Origin of the sequence: Streptomyces sp. NPDC048197 (assembly GCF_043202395.1) — a bacterium.
GTDB classification, from domain to species: Bacteria; Actinomycetota; Actinomycetes; order Streptomycetales; family Streptomycetaceae; genus Streptomyces; species Streptomyces siderophoricus.
In genome coordinates this window covers 113810-133325 of record NZ_JBIDAJ010000017.1, presented here as the reverse complement: position 1 = coordinate 133325, position 19516 = coordinate 113810, and the positions used below count along the sequence as shown (strand labels likewise).

The 19516-nt window shown below is 72.6% G+C and carries 14 protein-coding genes; 8 read left to right on the top strand and 6 right to left on the bottom strand.

All coding sequences use genetic code 11. The annotated features are described in order from the left end of the window. Positions 1-103: 103 nt before the first annotated feature. The 4 genes from ACGF4C_RS22945 (at position 104) to ACGF4C_RS22930 (ending at position 8805) form a co-directional block, all read left to right on the top strand. Complete coding sequence (locus tag ACGF4C_RS22945; RefSeq protein ID WP_393568685.1) at positions 104-2884, top strand: helicase-associated domain-containing protein; 2781 nt, start codon at positions 104-106, stop codon at positions 2882-2884. 287 nt (positions 2885-3171) lie between these two features. After that, positions 3172-4713, top strand: a complete 1542-nt coding sequence (locus ACGF4C_RS22940) for a hypothetical protein (RefSeq protein WP_393568684.1) — start codon at positions 3172-3174, stop codon at positions 4711-4713. Next, positions 4710-7097, top strand: coding sequence for a tetratricopeptide repeat protein (locus tag ACGF4C_RS22935; RefSeq protein ID WP_393568683.1), 2388 nt, complete (start codon positions 4710-4712; stop codon positions 7095-7097). The genes ACGF4C_RS22940 and ACGF4C_RS22935 overlap by 4 nt, the downstream gene beginning before the upstream one ends. A gap of 55 nt (positions 7098-7152) precedes the next feature. Next, the gene (locus tag ACGF4C_RS22930; protein WP_393568682.1) at positions 7153-8805 is read left to right on the top strand and encodes a DNA repair helicase XPB; all 1653 of its coding nucleotides are present in this window, start codon (positions 7153-7155) and stop codon (positions 8803-8805) included. A 125-nt stretch (positions 8806-8930) separates the two neighbouring features. Here ACGF4C_RS22930 and ACGF4C_RS22925 read toward each other — a convergent pair whose 3' ends face one another. After that, positions 8931-10151: a glycosyltransferase 87 family protein gene (locus ACGF4C_RS22925; RefSeq protein WP_393568681.1), complete on the bottom strand. Its 1221-nt coding sequence runs from the start codon at positions 10149-10151 to the stop codon at positions 8931-8933. A gap of 509 nt (positions 10152-10660) precedes the next feature. Further along, positions 10661-10903, bottom strand: coding sequence for a hypothetical protein (locus ACGF4C_RS22920; RefSeq protein ID WP_393568680.1), 243 nt, complete (start codon positions 10901-10903; stop codon positions 10661-10663). Positions 10904-11462: 559 nt separating this feature from the next. Here ACGF4C_RS22920 and ACGF4C_RS22915 point away from each other — a divergent pair. Next, a complete protein-coding gene (locus ACGF4C_RS22915; protein ID WP_393568679.1) occupies positions 11463-13538 on the top strand; it encodes a HelD family protein in 2076 nt (691 codons plus the stop codon). A gap of 139 nt (positions 13539-13677) precedes the next feature. Here ACGF4C_RS22915 and ACGF4C_RS22910 read toward each other — a convergent pair whose 3' ends face one another. Further along, on the bottom strand, positions 13678-14058 hold the full coding sequence (locus tag ACGF4C_RS22910) for an ArsR/SmtB family transcription factor (protein ID WP_393568678.1): 381 nt from the start codon (positions 14056-14058) through the stop codon (positions 13678-13680). 197 nt (positions 14059-14255) lie between these two features. On the opposite strand from ACGF4C_RS22910, the gene ACGF4C_RS22905 reads away from it, so the two are divergent. Beyond that, positions 14256-15515, top strand: coding sequence for an MFS transporter (locus ACGF4C_RS22905; protein WP_393568677.1), 1260 nt, complete (start codon positions 14256-14258; stop codon positions 15513-15515). Positions 15516-15624: 109 nt separating this feature from the next. On the opposite strand, the gene ACGF4C_RS22900 is transcribed toward ACGF4C_RS22905, so the two are convergent. After that, complete coding sequence (locus ACGF4C_RS22900) at positions 15625-16353, bottom strand: copper homeostasis protein CutC (RefSeq protein ID WP_393568676.1); 729 nt, start codon at positions 16351-16353, stop codon at positions 15625-15627. 119 nt (positions 16354-16472) lie between these two features. Here ACGF4C_RS22900 and ACGF4C_RS22895 point away from each other — a divergent pair, with 119 nt between their 5' ends. Together ACGF4C_RS22895 and ACGF4C_RS22890 are read left to right on the top strand one after the other, a co-directional pair. After that, on the top strand, positions 16473-17180 hold the full coding sequence (locus ACGF4C_RS22895) for a hypothetical protein (protein WP_393568675.1): 708 nt from the start codon (positions 16473-16475) through the stop codon (positions 17178-17180). A gap of 85 nt (positions 17181-17265) precedes the next feature. Next, a complete protein-coding gene (locus ACGF4C_RS22890) occupies positions 17266-18570 on the top strand; it encodes a Cmx/CmrA family chloramphenicol efflux MFS transporter (RefSeq protein WP_393568674.1) in 1305 nt (434 codons plus the stop codon). Between the two features lie 223 nt (positions 18571-18793). Here ACGF4C_RS22890 and ACGF4C_RS22885 read toward each other — a convergent pair whose 3' ends face one another. Both ACGF4C_RS22885 and ACGF4C_RS22880 read right to left on the bottom strand, forming a co-directional pair. Beyond that, positions 18794-19069: a DUF4031 domain-containing protein gene (locus ACGF4C_RS22885; RefSeq protein WP_030810488.1), complete on the bottom strand. Its 276-nt coding sequence runs from the start codon at positions 19067-19069 to the stop codon at positions 18794-18796. Between the two features lie 8 nt (positions 19070-19077). Further along, positions 19078-19440 carry a hypothetical protein gene (locus ACGF4C_RS22880; RefSeq protein WP_393568672.1) on the bottom strand — a complete coding sequence of 121 codons (363 nt, stop codon included), beginning with the start codon at positions 19438-19440 and terminating at the stop codon, positions 19078-19080. Positions 19441-19516 lie beyond the last annotated feature (76 nt).

The window sequence follows — 19516 nt, the reverse complement described above, 5'->3', positions numbered from 1 at the left end:
CGGGGCGCCGGCGGATCCGCCGCGAGCGGCCCGGCGCCGGATCCTCCGGTACCCCGCCGCCGCTCCCTGCCCCTGGCCCGGTCGCCCCGCTAACGTTGTACGAATGACCACCGATACCCCCCGCACCCTCGCCGAGGAGCTGCGGACCCGTAGTGACAGCGGGCTCGTCGGGCTGCTGCGGGCACGGCCCGATCTGCTCAGCCCGGTGCCGGGCGACGTCACCCAGCTGGCGACCCGGGCCGGGACCCGGGCATCGGTGGTACGCGCGGTGGAGCGGCTCGACCGGTTCGCGCTGCAGACCGCCGAGGCGCTGGCGGTGGCGCCCGACCCGTGCCCGTACGACACGCTGGGCGCGCTGATGGGCGGGGACGCCGGGGACGAGGCGGTGGCCGCCGCGCTGCCCCGGGCGGTCGCCGAGCTGCGCGGCCAGGCCCTGGTGTGGGGGCCGGACGACCGGCTGCGGCTGGTGCGGACGGCCCGGGAGCTGCTGGCGCCCGGCGCCGCGCGTCCCTCGCCGACCGGTCTGGGCCCGACCGTCGCCGAGGCCGCCGCCGGGATGTCGCCCGGGCGGCTGCAGGAGATCCTGGCCGCGGCCGGGCTGCCCACCACCCACGACCCGGTCTCCGCGGTCGCCGCGCTGACCGCGCTGTTCCGCGACCGGGAGCGGATGGCCGCGCTGCTGGACACCGCGCCGGCCGAGTCCGTCGCGGTCCTCGACAAACTGCTGTGGGGCCCGCCGTACGGCGCGGTCACCGACCGCCCGGCCCCCCATCTGCAGTGGCTGCTCGACCGCGGTCTGCTGCTCCCGGCGGGCGCCCGCAACGTCGTCCTGCCGCGGGAGGCGGCGCTCCACCTGCGCGGCGGGCGCGCCCACCGCAGCCCGGAGCCGGTGCCGCCGGCGCTCGCGCCCACGACGGAACGTGATCCACAGCTTGTGGACAACGCCGCGGCGAGCCAGGCGTTCACCGCCCTGGCGACCGTCGAGGAACTCCTCAAGGAGTGGGACCTGGGCGGCCCGCCCGTGCTGCGCGCCGGCGGGATGAGCGTCCGCGACCTCAAGCGCACCGCCACCGCCCTGGACACCACCGAACGGCTCGCCGCCTTCTGGCTCGAACTCGCCTACGCGGCCGGGCTGATCGCCTCCGACGGCGAGGCCGACGAGCGGTACGCGGCCACCCCGGCCGCCGAGGAGTGGCGGCAGCTGCCCGATCACGAGCGGTGGGCGGAGCTGGCGGCCGGCTGGCTGGCCGCGACCCGCACCTCGGGCGTGGTCGGCACCGCCGACGCGAAGGGCCGCGCGCTCGCCGCCCTCGGACCGCACCTGGACCGCTCCCCGGCCCCCGAGGTCCGCCGCCGCGCCCTCACCCTGCTCGCCACCCTGCCGCCCGGTACGTCCGTACCGGCGGCGACGGTGCTCTCCCGGCTCCGCTGGGAACGCCCACTGCGCGGGGCGGGCCCGACGGCGGCCGGGGCCGGGGGAGCCACGGCGGGTGGGACCGCGGGACCGACGGCAGGCGGTGCCGCAGGGTCGGCCACGGGTGGTGCCGCAGGACCGACGGGCGGGGGCGCGGGAGCGACGGCAGGCGGGGGCGCGGAGGCCGAATCCGCCGGCGCCGACGACCTCCGCTCGCGCCTGGCCCAATGGGCCCTGGAGGAGGCCGAGTTGCTGGGCGTCACCGGGCGCGGCGCACTCGCCACCCACGGCCGGACGCTGATCGGCGCGGAGGGAGCGAAGGCCGGAGCGGGACCGGAAGCCCGTACGAGGACGGCAGCCGGCACGGGGCCGGAATCCGGTACATGGACGGAAGCCGGTACACGAACGGAATCCGGCACGTGGACGCGGACCGGCACGTGGCCGGAAGCCGGAGCGGGGGCAGCACCCCTCGCGGCCGGAGCGGCATACGGGGGCGGGGTGGCATCCGGGGCCGAGATCGGTGCCGCGGCGACCCGTGCCGCCGCCCTGCTCGCCCCCCTCCTCCCCGAACCCCTCGACCACGTCCTCCTCCAGGCGGACCTGACCGCGGTCGCCCCCGGCCCGTTGCAGCGCCCGCTCGCCGAGGCGCTGGACGTCCTCGCGGACATCGAGTCCAAGGGCGGTGCGACGGTCTACCGCTTCACCCCGGCCTCGGTGCGCCGCGCCCTCGACGCGGGCCGTTCCGCCGCCGAACTGCAGGACTTCCTCAGCAGCCACTCCCGTACCCCGGTCCCCCAGCCGCTCGCCTACCTCATCGACGACGTGGCCCGTAAGCACGGCCGACTGCGGATCGGCGCGGCCGCCGCCTACGTCCGCTGCGACGACGACGCGCTGCTCTCCGAGATCCTCGCCGACCGGCGCGCCGCCGGACTCCGCCTGCGCCGGCTGGCCCCCACCGTGCTCGCCGCCCAGACCGCACCCGAGCAACTCCTCGACGGACTACGGGCGATGGGCTACGCCCCGGCCGCCGAGTCCGCCGCCGGCGACGTCCTGATCGCCCGCGCCGACTCGTACCGCACCCCGCCGCGGACCGCCCCGGCCCCCGTCCCGGACGGCCCGCCGTCGCCCGACGGCACCCTCCTGGAGGCGGCGGTGCGCGCCATCCGCGCCGGCGACCTCGCCGCCACGGCGGAACGCAAGCCGGTGCACGCCCCCGCCCCGGCCCCCGGCACGCTCCCGCGCACCACCTCCGCCGAGACCCTCGCCACGATGCAGGCCGCGGTGCTGACCAACTCCGCCCTGTGGATCGGCTACGTCAACGCCGACGGTGCGGCCAGCCAGCGGGTGATCGCCCCGGTACGGGTGGAGGGCGGCTTCGTCACGGCGTACGACCACACCGCCGACGAGGTACGCACCTATCCGCTGCACCGGATCACCGGGGTCGCGGAACTCGCGGACGACGTGGTGTGAGGCGGCGGCAGAGCCACTGTTAGGCGGGCTGGGCGGTCGCCCACCTGCCGAGGCAGGCGGCACCCCGTCGAGGGAACACTCTCTTCCCGCCCGAGGAGGCTTCCTCGGATACGCCGGACGAGGACGGTGCGATGCGTCATCCTTCCCACTGGGAGGGTGACGTGGGAAAGGCATCGAGGAAGAAACACGAACGGCGGTCTCGGAGACCAGCAGCATCGGCCCCCTCGACCGAAGTCGAGGGCGGCGGTGATCCACCAGCACTCGGCGAGGAGGCGCTCGGCCGCCTGATGCGCTCGAACACACCAGGGAAGCTCAGCCTGGCGGGCGCCTACGCGTGGGGTTACGCGGCGCTGGGACACGCCCAGCAGGAGGGAACCGATCCGGGCTGGTACGAGGAGATCGATCCCCTGGACGTGCTGTTCCTGGGCACCGCCTGGCCCAAATGGTTCCGTGACGAGTTCGAATTCGCCAACGCACGCGACACATGGCTGCGCCTTCTGCGCGGCACCGTGCACGAGAAGGGCATTCAGCGCTTCGTACGCGAGGCTGTCTCGGCGAGCGAGGAACTGGGGCTCCCCGTGGACGACGGGAAACTGATGCTGGCGCTCGCCGACCGCCTCGAAGCGGCCGGACTCGACCGGCGTCGGCTGCCTCGACAACTGCTGCCGGAATCAGCCCTGCAGGAGTGCCGTGCGGCCCATGGACCGTCTCTGGATCTGCGGCTCCCCGACCCACCCGAGGACGCGAAGGAGCGGATCCGGCGCTTCTGGGAGGACACGGAAGACGAGCCGTGGGCCGATGACACGCCCCGGGCGGTGCTCCGCGACGGGCTGCGCCGGTTCCGGGATGCGGGGCTGCCCGTGGAAGAGGAGTCGGGACTGTTGCTGCCGGCCTTGTACGCGGTGCTCATGACGAAGCCCGGCGAGCTGCTGGAGGACACGGGCGAACATGCCCGGGCATGGGCCCTTTCCCTGGACGAGGCGTCAACGCTGGTGCCGGTGCTCGACATCCTCCTCATCGCCCCCGAGTGGGAGCTGTCCGTGGCGGAGACCCTCGGGCATCTCTTCGCCGTGCCCGCCTTCACCGAGCCGCTCCCGTCGGACGCCCTGCTGTGGACCAGCTCGCCCGGTCTCGCCCTCCCCCGCCTGGCCTTCGAGCTGGGCATTCCAGAGGTGTTGACCCGCGACCGAACGGTCACCCCGGACCTGCTGGACTGGACGGGTATGCACGCGAGAATGCGCCTGAGTGCCGCCGTTCGCAGCAGCGGCGCCGATATCGACGTCGAGGAGACGGAAGGCGCCGACAACACGGACAGCACGGACAGCGCACAGAAGGATTCGGACGAGCACTGGGCCGAGCGGCGTGCGGCCGTCCGAGAGGCGGCGCGGCAGAAGATCCGCAAGAAGTCCGGCGGAACGGACGCCATGAACCGCCCACCCGACCATGCCGTCGAGCGCATCTGGAACGCAGACGGCAGTTCCGAGATACGGATCTCGACCCACACCTCGCACGGACGAGACCTGAAAGAAGCCCTGGCAGGCCAACTGGACGCCTTCCGGGAGAAGTTCGGCCGCGAGCCGGGTCCGGACGACCCGCTGTTCTTCGACCCCGACGCCGACGAACCCACCCGTCTCTCCAGGGAGTACTTCGACGACATGCTGCTGCGCATGGCGGAACATGCCGGCGAGATGGGCGTCGACCCTGCGTTCTTCCACGCCTGGCGCGAGGTCGGGTATGTGGTCACCGAGGAAACCAGAAGCGGGTTCACCGCTGCCGAAGTCATCGCCTTCAACAGATCCCTCGCCCGGCACCGGGAGGCCGGGGAATGACCGGCAGCACCGAGAACCACATCAGCGGAGGAGTCTTCTTCGGCGTCGTCGTCCAGGGGCGAACCGTCAGCCTGACGCTCCCGGACCGCCCGGATCCCGCACTCGCCGGTCTGCCCCTGCGGTCGGCGGCCTTCGCGGGGCGACGTCCCCAGCTGGAACAGCTCCTCGCCGCCTTGGCACCCGCAGCGCCGGGCGGAACGACCAGCACCGTGGCGGTGACCGGGCTCGCCGGGGTGGGCAAGACCGAACTCATGGTCCAAGCCGCCCACCGAGCACTGCGGGAAGAGGGGTGGTTCCCCGGTGGGGTGCTCTTCGTCGATCTGCACGGCTACGACGCGGGACGCAGGGTGTCGCCGAAACGGGCGCTCGGCACCCTCCTGCGGGCGCTCGGGGTCCCCCCAGAACACATTCCTCCGGGGATCGAGGAGCGCGCGCTCGTCTTCCGCTCCGCGCTCGGCGCCCTCGCCGCTGCCGGGCGACGGGTCCTGGTCGTCCTGGACGACGTACCGGCCACCGGCAAGATCCGTCACCTCCTGCCGAGTGACGGAAGCACAGCCACACTCGTGTCGTCGCGGCACTCCCTCGCGAATCTGGACGCGCTGGCTCTGACCCTACGGGCACTACCCGCCGACGAGGGGCGGGAGCTGCTGGGCAACACACTCCGCACGGCTCTGCCCGAGGACTCACGGGTGGCGGCCGAGGCGAGCGAGGCCGACCGGCTCGTCGCACTGTGCGGCGGTCTGCCGCTGGCCCTGCGCATCCTGGCGTCCCTGCTCGTGGACGTGCCGACCCGGCCCTTGGCCCACCTCCGCCGGGACCTCGAAGGCACCCACTCCAGGCTCTCCGTGCTGAGCCGGGAGGAGCGCGCCGTGACCGCGGCCTTCGAACTCTCCTACCGAAGACTCACCAAGGACCAGGCCAAGCTCTTCCGGCTGCTGTCCCTGCACCCCGGACCGGACTTCTCCACCGAGGCCACGGCAGAGTTGTACGGCGAGAGCGTCAAGGCGAGCGAACGGCTCCTGCTGGAACTGGCCCGGCGGCACCTGATCGAGCCGCGAGAACCGTACGGCCGCTGGCAACAACATGATCTCGTGCGTCTCTACTCTCGGGAGCGACTCGTGTCGGGCAACGACTCCTGGGGCCAGAGCCTCATGCGTCTGCTCGCCTACTTCCACAAGATGGCCACCCTGGCGTGTGAGAGGCTCTTCGACCCCGCGGAACCACGCCCTGCGGCGGAGCCCGGCTTCACGAGGCGAACCGAAGCACTTGAGTGGCTGGAGGCCGAGCGACACACCCTGGTCGCGGCAGCCCTCTGGGCACACGAGGCCGACGACCACCTGATGTGTGGGGCCCTGGCCAGGCCCATCTCGCAATTCCTCATGGAGATGCGGTATCTGGAGGAAGCCGGCTGGGTCCTGTCCGCGGGCATCCGGTCGAGCCAGCGGTGCGAGGACAGCTTTCGCGAGGCATCCCTGCTGAGCTCCCTCGGTGTGGTCCTTCGGGACATGCGCAAACTGCGCAGATCTGTTCGCGCGCACCACAAAGCCATCAAGATCTGCCGGAGACTGAAGAAACGCCGCGCCCTGGCCAGTGCGCTCAACAACCTCGGGCTTTCCCTCCACGAGCAGCGCGAGTTCGAACAGGCGGTGGCGGCCCATACCGAAGCCGCACAGCTGTTCAAGCACGCCGGTGACCGGGTCGGGGTGGCGCGCGCTCTGAGCAACGCCGGCGAGACCCTGACCGAGCTGGGCCGCACAGGGGAAGCCACCCGAGCCCTCCAGAAGGCCGCGAAAACCTTCCGGAAGCAGGGGGACCTCCGCGGCTACGCCCAGGCTCTGGGCAGCCTGGCCAAGGCGACGCGCAACGACGGGAAGGCCGAACAGGCCGTGGAACTGCACAGACGCGCACTCGACATGCCCGACGGACTCCTGCTGCCCCACGAGAGGGCGGTCGAGCTGTCCAACTTCGCCGGCACGCTGACCGCCGCCCGGGAATTCGAAGCGGCTCTCACCGCACAACAAGAGGCACTGGGCACCTTCCGGCAGCTGGGAGACCATCGTGGTGAGGCGATGACCTTGGGCAACATGGCCCTCGTACGCCATGAGCAGGGCAAGTGGAACAAGGCGGTGCGGCTGCACACCCTTGCCCTGGAGGCATTCCTTGAGAGCAAGGACGATCACGGCATGGCCACCGAGTTCACAGGTCTCGCGGTCGCCCTGCTCCAGCAGGGCTGCAACACCGAGGCCCTGGAGAACCTGGAGCTCGCCGCCGAGCTGTATCACCAGGCCGGCGATACGGAGAAGGCCGTCGACGCGCTCGACCTGGCCGACCAGGTGCGAAGGCGAACCGGAGTCGGCTTGCGCCCGGTCGAGAGCCTGATGTGATCGCCCGCGAATGAGGCACACTGGATATTTGGCCCGCTCGGAAGGGATGTAGTACGTGAACGGACCCCTCATCGTCCAGAGCGACAAGACGCTGCTGCTGGAGGTGGACCACGAGCTGGCGGACGCCTGCCGGCGGGCCATCGCGCCGTTCGCCGAGCTGGAGCGGGCGCCGGAACACATCCACACGTACCGGGTGACGCCGCTGGGGCTCTGGAACGCGCGGGCTGCCGGGCACGACGCCGAGCAGGTTGTGGACGCGCTGGTGCAGTACTCGCGGTATCCGGTGCCGCACGCGCTGCTCGTCGACGTCGCGGAGACGATGGCCCGCTACGGCCGGCTCACGCTGATCAAGCACCCGACGCACGGGCTGGTGCTGACCACCACCGACCGCCCGGTGCTGGAGGAGATCCTCCGTTCCAAGAAGGTGCAGCCGCTGGTCGGCGCCCGGCTGGACCCGGACAGCGTGGTCGTCCACCCCTCCGAACGCGGCCAGATCAAGCAGACGCTGCTCAAGCTGGGCTGGCCGGCCGAGGACCTCGCCGGTTACGTCGACGGTGAGGCGCATCCGATCGAGCTCCGCGAGGACGGCTGGGCGCTGCGGCCGTACCAGCAGCAGGCCGTCGAGGGCTTCTGGCACGGCGGCTCGGGCGTCGTCGTCCTGCCGTGCGGCGCGGGCAAGACGCTGGTCGGCGCGGGCGCCATGGCGCAGGCCAAGGCCACCACGCTCATCCTCGTGACCAATACGGTCTCGGCGCGGCAGTGGAAGCACGAACTCGTCCGGCGCACCTCGCTGACCGAGGACGAGATCGGCGAGTACAGCGGGACGAAGAAGCAGATCCGGCCGGTCACCATCGCCACGTACCAGGTGCTGACGACCAAGCGGAAGGGCGTCTACCCGCACCTGGAGCTGTTCGACTCCCGGGACTGGGGCCTGATCGTCTACGACGAGGTGCACCTGCTGCCCGCGCCGGTCTTCAAGTTCACCGCCGACCTGCAGGCCCGGCGCCGGCTCGGGCTGACCGCCACGCTGGTGCGCGAGGACGGCCGCGAGTCGGACGTGTTCTCGCTCATCGGCCCGAAGCGCTTCGACGCTCCCTGGAAGGAGATCGAGGCGCAGGGCTACATCGCCCCGGCCGACTGCGTCGAGGTACGGGTCAACCTCACCGAGTCGGAACGGCTGGCGTACGCCACCGCCGAGACCGAGGAGAAGTACCGCTTCTGCGCCACCACGGCGAGCAAGCAGTACGTGACCGAGGCGCTGGTCCGCCGCCACCAGGGCGACCAGACCCTGGTCATCGGGCAGTACATCGACCAGCTGGACGAACTGGGCGAGCATCTGAACGCCCCGGTGATCAAGGGCGAGACCTCCAACGCCCAGCGGGAGAAGCTCTTCGACGCGTTCCGGGAGGGCGAGATCTCGGTGCTGGTCGTCTCGAAGGTCGCCAACTTCTCCATCGACCTGCCCGAGGCGACGGTCGCGATCCAGGTGTCCGGCACCTTCGGCTCCCGCCAGGAGGAGGCCCAGCGGCTCGGCCGGGTGCTCCGCCCGAAGGCCGACGGCCACGAGGCGCGCTTCTACTCCGTCGTCGCCCGCGACACCATCGACCAGGACTTCGCCGCCCACCGCCAGCGCTTCCTGGCCGAGCAGGGCTACGCGTACCGGATCGTCGACGCGGACGAACTGCTGGCGGCGGACGAGGACGTGTAGGAGACGTGTAGGAGCTTCCGGCGGCGGACGAGGACGTGTAGGGAGAAGCGGCAGGGGGCCGGACGTTGAGGACGTTCAGGCGCTCCTGGGGGTGTCCGCCCGGCCCGGGCTCATACGGTCCGGGCTCATGCGGTCCGGGGCCGGGCGGTCCGGGCCGTCTGGGTGGGCCGGGCAGTCTGGGCGGTCCGGGCGGTCAGGTCCTGGTCGGCGCGCGGGGAGGGAATACGGCGGCGCGCGGACACTTCCGGCTTCCCCTGCTCCCCCGGCTCTCCCTCCCTTCCCGGCATGTTCCCCGTACGCCGGGTCCACCAGATCAGGGCCGCCAGCAGCGCCAGCCCGAGCAGGGGGTACGGCGCGGCGAGCGGCTGCTGCCACCAGGAGAAGTGCAGATCGAGGTCGCCGCGGTGCGGCACGATCCACATCGTGCGGGCCGTGAAGGCCAGGGTGACGGCGGCCAGCAGGGCCCGCCGCCAGGGGTGCCGCCGGACGCGGGCGGCGAGGCCGATCAGCAGCGGTACGCACCAGACCCAGTGGTGCGACCAGCTGATCGGTGAGACCAGCAGCGCCGTCACGGCCGTACACAGCACGCCCCAGGTGTCGAGGCCGCGGCGCAGATAGACCCGGCGTGCGGCGTAGAGCCCGGCGGCCGCGGTCAGCAGCGCCGGCACCGCCCACAGCAGTCCCGGTTCGGGGTTGTGCAGGACGCGGCTGATCAGGCCCTGGAGTGACTGGTTGTCGACGATCCAGACCTTGCCCACCCGGTCGGTCTCGAACATCCGCCGGGTCCAGAATTCGACGCTGGCGTCCGGCAGCACCAGCCAGCCCAGCAGCACCGACACCAGGAACCCGGCGAGGGCGCTGAAGGCGGCCTTCACCCGGCCGGTGATGAAGAGGTAGACGGCGAAGATCGCGGGGGTGAGCTTGATGCCCGCCGCGATTCCGGTGGCGAACCCCTTGCCGCGGGCGCCGTCCGGGCGGCCGAGGTCCCACAGGACCAGGCAGGTCAGGGCGAGATTGACCTGACCGAAGACGAACGTCTGGAAGACCGGTTCGAGCCAGAGGCCGAGCGCGGTGGCGGCCAGTACGGCCGGCGCGGTGTGCGCGGCCCGGCGCACACCGGTGGCCTGGCAGGAGAGATGGATCAGCAGGGCGAGCAGCCCGGCGTTGACGAGCACGCAGACGATCTTGAGGGTGCCGAGGGAGAGCCAGGTCGTCGGGATGAAGAGGAGGGCGGCGAAGGGCGGGTAGGTGGCCGGGAGGTCCCATTTGGTGACCGTGAAGCCGTAGAGATCACCGCCACTCGCGGCGGCCTCCCCCTCGGCCCGGTAGACCGCTATGTCGGACATCGGCAGCGGCTGCACCTCGTAAAGCACCCACAGCCCGACGAACGAAACGAGCAACAGGGCGGCGGCGTAGAGGAGGTGGCGGGGGGTGCGGGTGGCAGCGGACGTCGTGCTGGTAGGGCTGGGTCTCGTACCGGTAGGGGTGGGTCTCGTACCGGTAGGGCTGGGTCTCGTACCGGTACTGGTGGGTCTCGTACCGGTAGGGGTGGTGTCTGTGGGGGTGGGGGGCGGGGTTTCGTCGGGTCTGGTTCGGGGGGCCCTCCCCCTCCCCTCCCCCTCCCCCTCCCCCTGCGTTTCGGTCTCTTCGCTCTCCGTCCGCGTACCGTCGGCGGAAGACACCCGTTGACCCCTCTCGTCGCCTCGCCTCGACGCCCTGAGCGCGCACTCCGCGCCGACGCTAGTGGATCGGGACCGGCAGGCCGTAACGGTTTCCGGTCATCCGGATGTCGTCACGGCGTCGAACAAGACCAGCCGGGGCCGGGGGTCGGGCCCCGCGGCTCGGCCCCCGGGGCTCAGCCCGCGGCCCGGCGGTCGTCCGCGTACTCGCCGAGGACGACGACGCTGAAGGCCGCGGTGGCGAAGACCTTTATCGCGCGGAGGGCGTTGCCCACCAGGTGTCGGTGCCCGGCCACCGGGGCGGCGCCGTCGGCCGGGGCCGCGCCGAGGGCCGTGGCGCCCTTGGCCGGGTGGGGAGAGGCGGCGGCGAGGGAGGGGAGGGACGGGATGGATGCGGGGGGAATCGTTGCGCTGCTCATGGGTCAATGATGAATTTCACGCGATTGCCGCACATCGGTCCACGGGTCGATCCTGGGCGGGCCTGGCGTCAGTCTCCAGACCCACTCCAACCCCTACGGGAGACCCACGGTTGTAGGGGTCGTCAACCCGCGGTACGGCATTGACCGCCCGGCGCGCCCCACCGGACAACGTGGACGCCCCCGCCCCGCCCGCGCCTTCGCCCCGGCCTCGTCATTCGCCCGGCCTCGTCCTTCGCCCGCCTGCGCGGGGCCCGGGCCCGCCCGCCCTCGCCGGCCTCGTCCTTCGGCCCCCGCCCCGGCCCCGCGGCGCCTGCCCCCCCCCCCCGCACCCGCCCCCCCCCCGCCAATAATTCGTTGGCGCCCCCATCCACCCCTGACTACAATCGCGCGTCTGCCTGCCTCCCGCCGAGGAGTGCCGCCGACCGGTCGGAAACCGGCCGGCCTTCGCTTCACGCCGCTGACCCGCGCATCGCATGACCTGCGCTACGCACCGACACCGGCCCGCCGCGCCCGCGCACCATGGCGCGCCCGCCGCAGTACCGCCACCGGAGGCAATGCCGTGCCCTCGCACGCCCACGACCTGTCCGACGACGAGCCGCTCCAGCGCGAACGCGCCCACCTCGCCGCTTCCCGCGCCGCGCTCCGCGCCATGCGCGCCGACGCCGAGTCGCTGAACATCGCGGACGTCACCGCGAACTGGGTCAACGCCGAGGTGCTCCAGGGCGAGATCGAAGCCCGGATCAAGGCGCTCGCCGACCTCTCCCACACCCCGCTGTTCTTCGGCCGCCTCGACTACCTCCACGCCCCCGGCCTCGACCTCGCCGAGGGGGCGGACGGGGAGAACTTCTACATCGGCCGGCGGCACGTCCACGACGCCGACGGCGATCCGATGGTCATCGACTGGCGCGCGCCCGTATCCCAGCCGTTCTACCGGGCCTCCAAGAAGGACCCGATGGACCTCAGGCTGCGCCGCCGCTTCGGTTACACCGGCGGCGAGTTGACCGCCTACGAGGACGAGCACCTCACCGACCCCGCAGAACTGGAGCGGACCAGCCGGCTCCTGCAGTCGGAGATCGAGCGGCCGCGTGTCGGACCGATGCGGGACATCGTCGCGACGATCCAGCCCGAGCAGGACGAGATCGTGCGCGCCGGCATCACCGGTTCGGTGTGTGTGCAGGGGGCGCCGGGCACCGGAAAGACCGCGGTCGGTCTGCACCGTGTGGCGTATCTGCTGTACGCGCACCGGGAGCGGCTGGCGCGGGCGGGCACCCTCGTCATCGGGCCGAACCGTTCCTTCCTGCAGTACATCGAGCAGGTGCTGCCGGCGCTGGGCGAGCTGGAGGTCAAGCAGGCCACGGTCGACGACCTCGTGGGACATGTCGAGGTGCGCGGTACGGACGAGGCGGCCGCGGCGACGGTCAAGGGGGACGCGCGGATGGCGGAGGTCCTGCGGCGGGCCGTCCGCTCGCACATCACGCTGCCGCAGGAGCCCTGCATGGTGGTCCGCGGCTCCCGCCGCTGGCGCGTACCGGCGTACGAACTGCAGGAGATCGTGGAGGAGTTGATGGCGCGCGACATCCGTTACGGCGCGGCCCGTGAGGCGCTGCCGCAGCGGATCGCGCATGCCGTGCTGGTGCGGATGGAGCAGGCCGGGGAGGCGCCGGACGACCGGGTGCAGAACGCGGTGGCCCGGAACGCCGCCGTGAAGGCCGTGGTCAAGGAGGTCTGGCCGCCGGTCGATCCGGCGAAGCTGGTGCTGCGGCTGCTGGGCGACGCCGAGTTCCTCGCCGAGCAGGCCGAGGGGATCCTCTCCCCCGAGGAGCAGAAGACGATCCTGTGGACCAAACCGGCGCGCAGCGTGAAGAGCGCCAAGTGGTCCGCGGCGGATGCGGTGTTGATCGACGAGGCGACGGACCTGGTGGAGCGCACGCACTCGCTCGGCCATGTGGTGCTCGACGAGGCGCAGGACCTCTCGCCGATGCAGTACCGGGCGGTCGGCCGGCGTTGCACGACGGGTTCGGCGACGATCCTCGGCGACATCGCCCAGGGGACGACGCCGTGGGCGACCGACACCTGGGAGGAGGCGCTGGCCCATCTGGGCAAGCCGGGGGCGGCGGTCGAGGAGCTCACGCAGGGTTTCCGGGTGCCGCGCGAGGTGATCGCCTACGCGTCCCGGCTGCTGCCGGCCATCGCGCCGGATCTGTCGGAGGCCACCTCGATCCGTGAGTCGGCGGGCGATTTCGCGATCCGCCGGGTCGAGGCCGCGGAACTGACCGCGGCGACCCTGGCGGCCTGCGACGATGCGCTGGCGAAGGAGGGCTCGATCGGCCTGATCGCGGCGGAGGCGCGCATTCCGGAGCTACGCGCGGCGTTGGAGGCGGCCGGGGTGACCGTGCTGGCCCCGGGCGAGGAGACGTCGGCCGGGTCCCGGCTGACGCTGGTGCCGGCCACGCTCGCCAAGGGTCTGGAGTACGACTATGTGGTGCTGGACGAGCCGGCCGCGATCGTCGACGGCGAACCGGACGAGCGGACCGGCCTGCGCCGCCTGTACGTCTGCCTGACCCGCCCGGTGTCCGGCCTGACGGTGATCCATGCGGCGCCGCTGCCGGAGCAGCTGGCGGACGGGCCTGCCTAGAGTCCCTCTCCCGACGGCCGACTCAGGGGCGAACCGCGGGGTCGGCCGCTGCAGCGCCATCAGGCGCCAGGCCCCCGCCGGGCCCCGACGCAGTCCGCGGGGCCGGCCGCCGCAGCACCATCAGGCCCCGGCCCCCGGTTCAGGCCCCGCCGCCACCCGCCCCCAACAGGTCCTCCCCCTCGACGGAGTGGAGCAGCGCGTCCAGGAGGCCGGGGAAGCGCGCGTCGAGGTCGGCGCGGCGTAGTTGCACATAGCGGTTGCGGCCGACGACCCGGGTGGAGGTGATCCCGGCCTCGCGCATGGTCCGCATGTGGTGCGAGACGGTCGACTTGTGCAGATGGCCGAGGCCCAGCCGTTCCGACGAGCAGTCGTACTGCTGCCCGCTCGCGTAGATCCGCAGCAGATGCAGCCGGGCCGGGTCCCCGAGCGCGTGCAGCACCTTCACCAGCTGGATGTCTTCGGTCTCCGGCTGCGCCAGCAGCGCGCCGTCACCGTCGTCCGTACCGACGCCACTCACCACGGCCGTCCGGCCTCCTTCCGTCGCTCGTTCACGCCCCACTGTATTTCCTCGACCAATCTGTTTGACATCCATCCAACAACCAATATTGTTTGACGCACATCAAACACACGCCGCGGCCCCGTCGCCACGTCCCACCGCGTGTGGCTGCTGCGTAGTTGCGCATCAGCTCGTCCCCGTTCGTACCGGGAAGGACACCCGTGCGTCTCCGCCTGCTCCTGCTCGCCCTCGGCACCTTCGCCATGGGCACCGATTCCATGGTGATGGCCGGCATCCTCGGACTGATCGCCCATGACCTGGGCGTTTCCGTGCCCGCCGCCGGCCAGATGGTCACCGTTTTCGCACTCTCCTACGCCGTGCTCGCCCCCGTACTCGCCACCGCCGCCGCCCGGTGGCCGCGCCGCCGCGTCCTGCTGACCGCGCTCACCGTCTTCACGGCCGCCAACGCACTGAGCGCCCTGGCGCCCAACTACCCCCTCCTGCTGGCCACTCGGGTGCTGGCCGCGGCCGGTGCCGCCCTGTACACCCCGACCGCCAACGCCGTGGCCACCACGCTCGTACCCGCCGAACGGCGCGGCCGGGCGCTGGCGACCGTGCTCGGCGGCATGACGGTGGCCACCGCGCTCGGCGTCCCCCTCGGCACCTACATAGGGCGAACGGACTGGCGGCTGACCATGTGGCTGGTGGTCGCACTGGGCGCCGCGGCGTTCCTGGGCCTCGCCCTGCTGCTGCGCGACCTGCCGGCGCCGGCCACCGCGCCGGGCCTGCGCGCCCGGCTCGCACCGCTGCGCAACGGGAACGTGCTGGCCGCGGCGGCCACCACGCTGGTGTTCTTCCTGGCCTTCAACACGGTCTACATCTACCTCGGCACGGTGGTGCGCCCCGCCACCGGAGGCGATGCGGGCCGGCTCAGCCTGATCATGCTGGTGTCCGGCCTCGCCTCGATCGCCGGCAACTGGCTGGGCGGCCGGGCGGTCGACCGGCTGGGCGTCCGGACCGTCCTGCTCACCGGCGGCTCACTGGCCGCCCTCGCCTTCCTCGCGCTGCCCTGGGTCTCGGCGACGATGCCCGGCGCGCTGGCGTACGCGGCGCTCTCACCGCTCGCCGGATGGGCGGTCGCGGTGGCACTGCCGCACCGGCTCGCCTCTCTGGACCCGCCCAACGCGCCGCTACTGATCTCCCTCAACAGCAGTGCGCTCTATCTGGGCATGGCGGCCGCGGGCGGCGCCGGCAGTCTCGCCCTCACCGTGCTCGGCGACCGGTGGTTCCCGCTCGCCTCGACCGCACTGAGCCTGGTGTCGGTCGTCCTCGCGGCGGTCACGACCCGCCGGCGGACGGCCGGGGCGGGTGGGATGGCTCCTCCGGGAGAAACAGCTGGGGCAACCGGGGCGGCCGCGTCCACTTCATCCCCCGGCTCCGCCCCCGTATCAGGGGCCGAGGCTCCGGCGGCACACCTGTAAGAAGCACGCCCGCGAGAGGCGCGTCCGGGAAGGTACGCCCGCAGGGGGGCCGCCCGTAAGGCGCACGTCCGCTCCCCCGGGCCTCAGCCCCTCTGGCCCCCACCCCCGCTCACCCCAGCGGAACCGGCCGCTCCGCCTCCTGGTCCAGCGCCTCGCGCCAGCGCCGTACCGCCCCCGCGTCCACCGGTGCGGACCAGCCGTCGGGGCGGGCGGCGCCGCCGATGTGGAAGGCGTCGAGGCCGGCCGCGCGCAGCGCCGGGACGTGGTCGAGGCCGAGGCCGCCGCCCACCAGGATGCGCGGCGCGTAACCGGGCTCACCCACGGCCGTACGGGCCTGCTCGGCCACCAGGACCGCCCGCCCGGCCGCCACGCCCCGGGGATCGCCGGCGGTCAGATAGGTGTCGGGCCCGGCGCTCGTCATGCCGGCCAGCTCCTTGCGCAGCGCGTCCCGGTCGGCGGACCGGTCGATGGCCCGGTGGAAGGTCCAGGGGCAGCCGTCGATCACGTCGGCCAGCGCCGTCACCGCGGCGAGGTCCGGCCGCCCGTCCGGCGTCAGGAAGCCGAGGACGAACTCGTCGGCCCCCGCCTCCCGGAGGGCCGCCGCCCGGCCGCAGAGGGCCGGGAGATCGCCGGCCGCGAACCCGTCGGCCAGCCGCAGCATCACCCGCAGCGGCAGATCGACCGCCGCCCGGATCGCCGCGAAGGTGGCCGTCGCGGGCGTGAGCCCGTCGGCCGCCATGTCGGTGACGAGTTCCAGGCGGTCGGCACCGCCCTCCTGGGCGGCGACCGCGTCCTGCGGGCCGAGCGCGATCACCTCGAGGAGTGCGCGCTTGCTCATATGACCCCAATCCTTCGGCGACAAGTGGCGCGGAAGCTCTGCGTCCGCACACCACCCAACAGGTCTAGTCCAATATTCCCAGCCTACGGGGTCGCCAGGCGCAAGGCACAATGATTCGCATGACGTCCGTGTCCCGTACGGCAGGCAGCACCATCGACCCGGTACCGGAGCTGCGCACACGCTGGGCCATCACGGTCGCCGCGGCCCGCGGCGCGAGAAGGTCCGCCGCGCCCGGAGGCGCCCCGGCGCCCGACCCCACCCCTTACGCGGACAACCTGCTCTCCCGTTGGAGCGAGCCGCAGCGGCGGTACCACAACGTCGCGCACCTGGCCGCGGTCCTCGACCGGATCGACGAACTCGCCGAGCACGCCGATGACCTGCCCGTCGTCCAGTTGGCGGCGTGGTTCCACGACGCGGTCTACCGGCCGGACCGCTCCGAGAACGAGGAGCGCAGCGCGGCCCTGGCCGAGCGCGCACTGCCCGAACTGGGCGTCGGCGCGGCCCGTACGGCCGAGGTGGCCCGGCTGGTGCGGCTCACCGTCACCCACGACCCGGCGCCCGACGACCCGGACGGCGAGGTGCTGTGTGACGCCGATCTCGCGGTGCTCGCCGGTTCGCCCGACGCGTACGCCGCCTACGCCGCCTCGGTCCGCGACGAGTACGCCTTCGTGCCCGATGCGGACTTCGCTGCCGGCCGCTCCGCCGTACTGCGCCAACTCCTGGCCCTGCCACGCCTGTTCAGGACCCCGCAGGGCTACGACCGGTGGGAACACCTGGCCCGCCGCAACCTGGCGACGGAGCTGGACCTGCTGTCCGGCGGCGGCTGACCGGAAGGGCGGCGTCGGCGGGCTGCCGGACAATCGATCACCGGCGGCGGGAATGTAAGGCGTCCTATCGGTGTTAGTAGCTGACATGCCAGCTCCCGCACCGTCCGACCGTGCCCGACTGCCCATCGCCGTCTACGTCCTCGGCCTCTCCGTCTTCGCCCTCGGCACGTCCGAGTTCATGCTGTCCGGGATCCTCCAGCCCCTGGCCCGTGATCTGAGGGTCTCCATTCCGCAGGCCGGGCTCCTGGTGTCCGCCTTCGCGATCGGCATGGTGGTGGGCGCTCCGGTGCTCGCCGCGGCCACCCTCCGCCTGCCGCGCCGTACGACGCTGATCGCGCTGCTCGCGGTCTTCGGTCTGGGCCAGGTGGCGGGCGCGCTGGCTCCGACGTACGGCGTGCTGTTCGTCTCCCGGGTGGTCAGCGCGCTCGCCTGCGCGGGCTTCTGGGCGGTCGGTGCGGCGGTGGCGGTCTCGCTGGTGCCGGTGACCGCGCGGGCCCGGGCGATGGCCGTGATGGTCGGCGGGCTGAGCATCGCCAACATCGCGGGCGTCCCGGCCGGCGCTCTCCTCGGTCAGCACGCCGGATGGCGTGCGGCCTTCTGGGCCGTGGCCGGGCTGGCCGCGGTGGGGCTGCTGGGCGTCGTCGCGCTGGTGCCGCGGACGAGCGTGCCGACCGGCGCGGACCGCCCGCAGTTGCGCCGCGAGCTGACCATCTACAAGGACAAGCAGGTGTGGCTGGCGCTGACCGCGACCGCCATGAACGGCGCCGCGGTCTTCGCGCTGTTCTCCTACCTCTCGCCGCTGCTGACCGACACCGCCGGGCTCGCCGAGAGCTGGGTGCCGACGGTGCTGGCGCTGTTCGGCGTGGGCGCGCTGATCGGCACGTTCATCGGCGGCCGGGTCGCCGATGCCCATCTCTTCGGGACGCTCTTCGCCGGCATCTCCGCGTCCACGGTGGTCCTGGCCGTACTGGCGCTGACCGCCCACAGCCCGGTGGCCGCGATCGCGCTGTCGCTGATGCTCGGGGTGACCGCGTTCGCCACGGCCCCGGCCCTGAACGCCCGGATGTTCAACGTGGCGAACGCCGCGCCCACGCTGGCCGGCGCGACCACCACCGCCGCCTTCAACATCGGCAACACCGTCGGCCCCTGGCTCGGCGGTCTGGTCATCGGCGCGGGCTGGGGCTACCCGTCCGTGGCCTGGACGGGTGCGGCGCTGGCCGCGGTCGCGGTCCTCACCACCGCCGTCGCCTTCCGGCTGCACCGCACGACGAACCGGTCACGGCTGGTCGCGTCGTCGGGGGCGGCGGACACGCCGTCGGGGGCTACGGGCACGGCTCCCGCCACGACCCCCGCCACGACGGCCGTACCGGAGACGGCGAAGCAGCTCTAGGACGGCGAAGCAACTCCCGAGAACGCGAAACAGCACCAGGGAGACCGTTCCGCAGATCGCGAGGCAACTCCGGACATCTGCGACAACGGCCCGGCGGCCCGGCGCACCGACAGGCGCACCGGGCCGCTTCCGTACACCGCGCTTCCGTACAGCGCACTTCCGCACGGCTCGCGTCCGTACGGCTCGCGCCCATACGGCTCGCGTCCGTATGACTCCCGCGTCCCTACGGCATGCGCGCCGGCCGGTGCTTGGGGCGACGCAGGCCGGCGGCCGTCAACCGGCGGAGCAGTTCCTTGCTGCCGACCTCCACGGCCCCGGCGCGCACCGCATCGCCGTACCGCTCGGCCGGCAGGTCGTAGTGGTCACGCTCGAAGGCACCCCGGGGCACGCCGATGCGGGCGGCGAAGGCGTGCAGCTCGGCGAAGGACACATCGCTGACCAGGTGCGACCACATCCGGCCGTGCCCCGGCCATATCGGCGGGTCTATGTAGATCGCCAACGGCCACCTCAGCCTTCCGCCAGGGTGCGGAGCCGGCCGACGGGGGCGACCGCGACCGCCGTCTTGGGACAGACCCAGTGCGGGTCGGGCCCCAACTCCGGCTCCACATCGAGGGCATGGGGGTCGCCCGACTCCGTACACACCGGGCACAACGGCCAGCGGCCGTACCGCTCCAGGAGGGCGTCCTGGACGTCCTGCGCTATCAGTCCCGCGACGAACGCCGCGCCTTCAGGCCATTGCTCCACCCACCACCGGCGGTGGACGACCGCATCCTCCACGAGCGAGACGATGTCGGCGTCGGCCACCTCGTCCGCCATCAGGTCGGCGAGCACCAGCGCCCGCGCGGCGTGCAATGCCTGTTCCAGCTCCATGTCCCCCATTGTCTCCCGTGCGCCGGACGCCGCTCGGCGTTGTCCACAGGCCCGGCGGCGGAGGCCGGGCGTTGTC

Bases quoted from the DNA above. Each gene is read 5' to 3' on its own strand.
- ACGF4C_RS22945 (WP_393568685.1), top strand. From the start codon at position 104: ATGACCACCGATACCCCCCGCACCCTCGCCGAGGAGCTGCGGACCCGT.
- ACGF4C_RS22940 (WP_393568684.1), top strand. From the start codon at position 3,172: ATGCGCTCGAACACACCAGGGAAGCTCAGCCTGGCGGGCGCCTACGCG.
- ACGF4C_RS22935 (WP_393568683.1), top strand. From the start codon at position 4,710: ATGACCGGCAGCACCGAGAACCACATCAGCGGAGGAGTCTTCTTCGGC.
- ACGF4C_RS22925 (WP_393568681.1), bottom strand. From the start codon at position 10,151: ATGTCCGACATAGCGGTCTACCGGGCCGAGGGGGAGGCCGCCGCGAGT.
- ACGF4C_RS22920 (WP_393568680.1), bottom strand. From the start codon at position 10,903: ATGAGCAGCGCAACGATTCCCCCCGCATCCATCCCGTCCCTCCCCTCC.
- ACGF4C_RS22900 (WP_393568676.1), bottom strand. From the start codon at position 16,353: ATGAGCAAGCGCGCACTCCTCGAGGTGATCGCGCTCGGCCCGCAGGAC.
- ACGF4C_RS22895 (WP_393568675.1), top strand. From the start codon at position 16,473: ATGACGTCCGTGTCCCGTACGGCAGGCAGCACCATCGACCCGGTACCG.
- ACGF4C_RS22890 (WP_393568674.1), top strand. From the start codon at position 17,266: ATGCCAGCTCCCGCACCGTCCGACCGTGCCCGACTGCCCATCGCCGTC.
- ACGF4C_RS22880 (WP_393568672.1), bottom strand. From the start codon at position 19,440: ATGGAGCTGGAACAGGCATTGCACGCCGCGCGGGCGCTGGTGCTCGCC.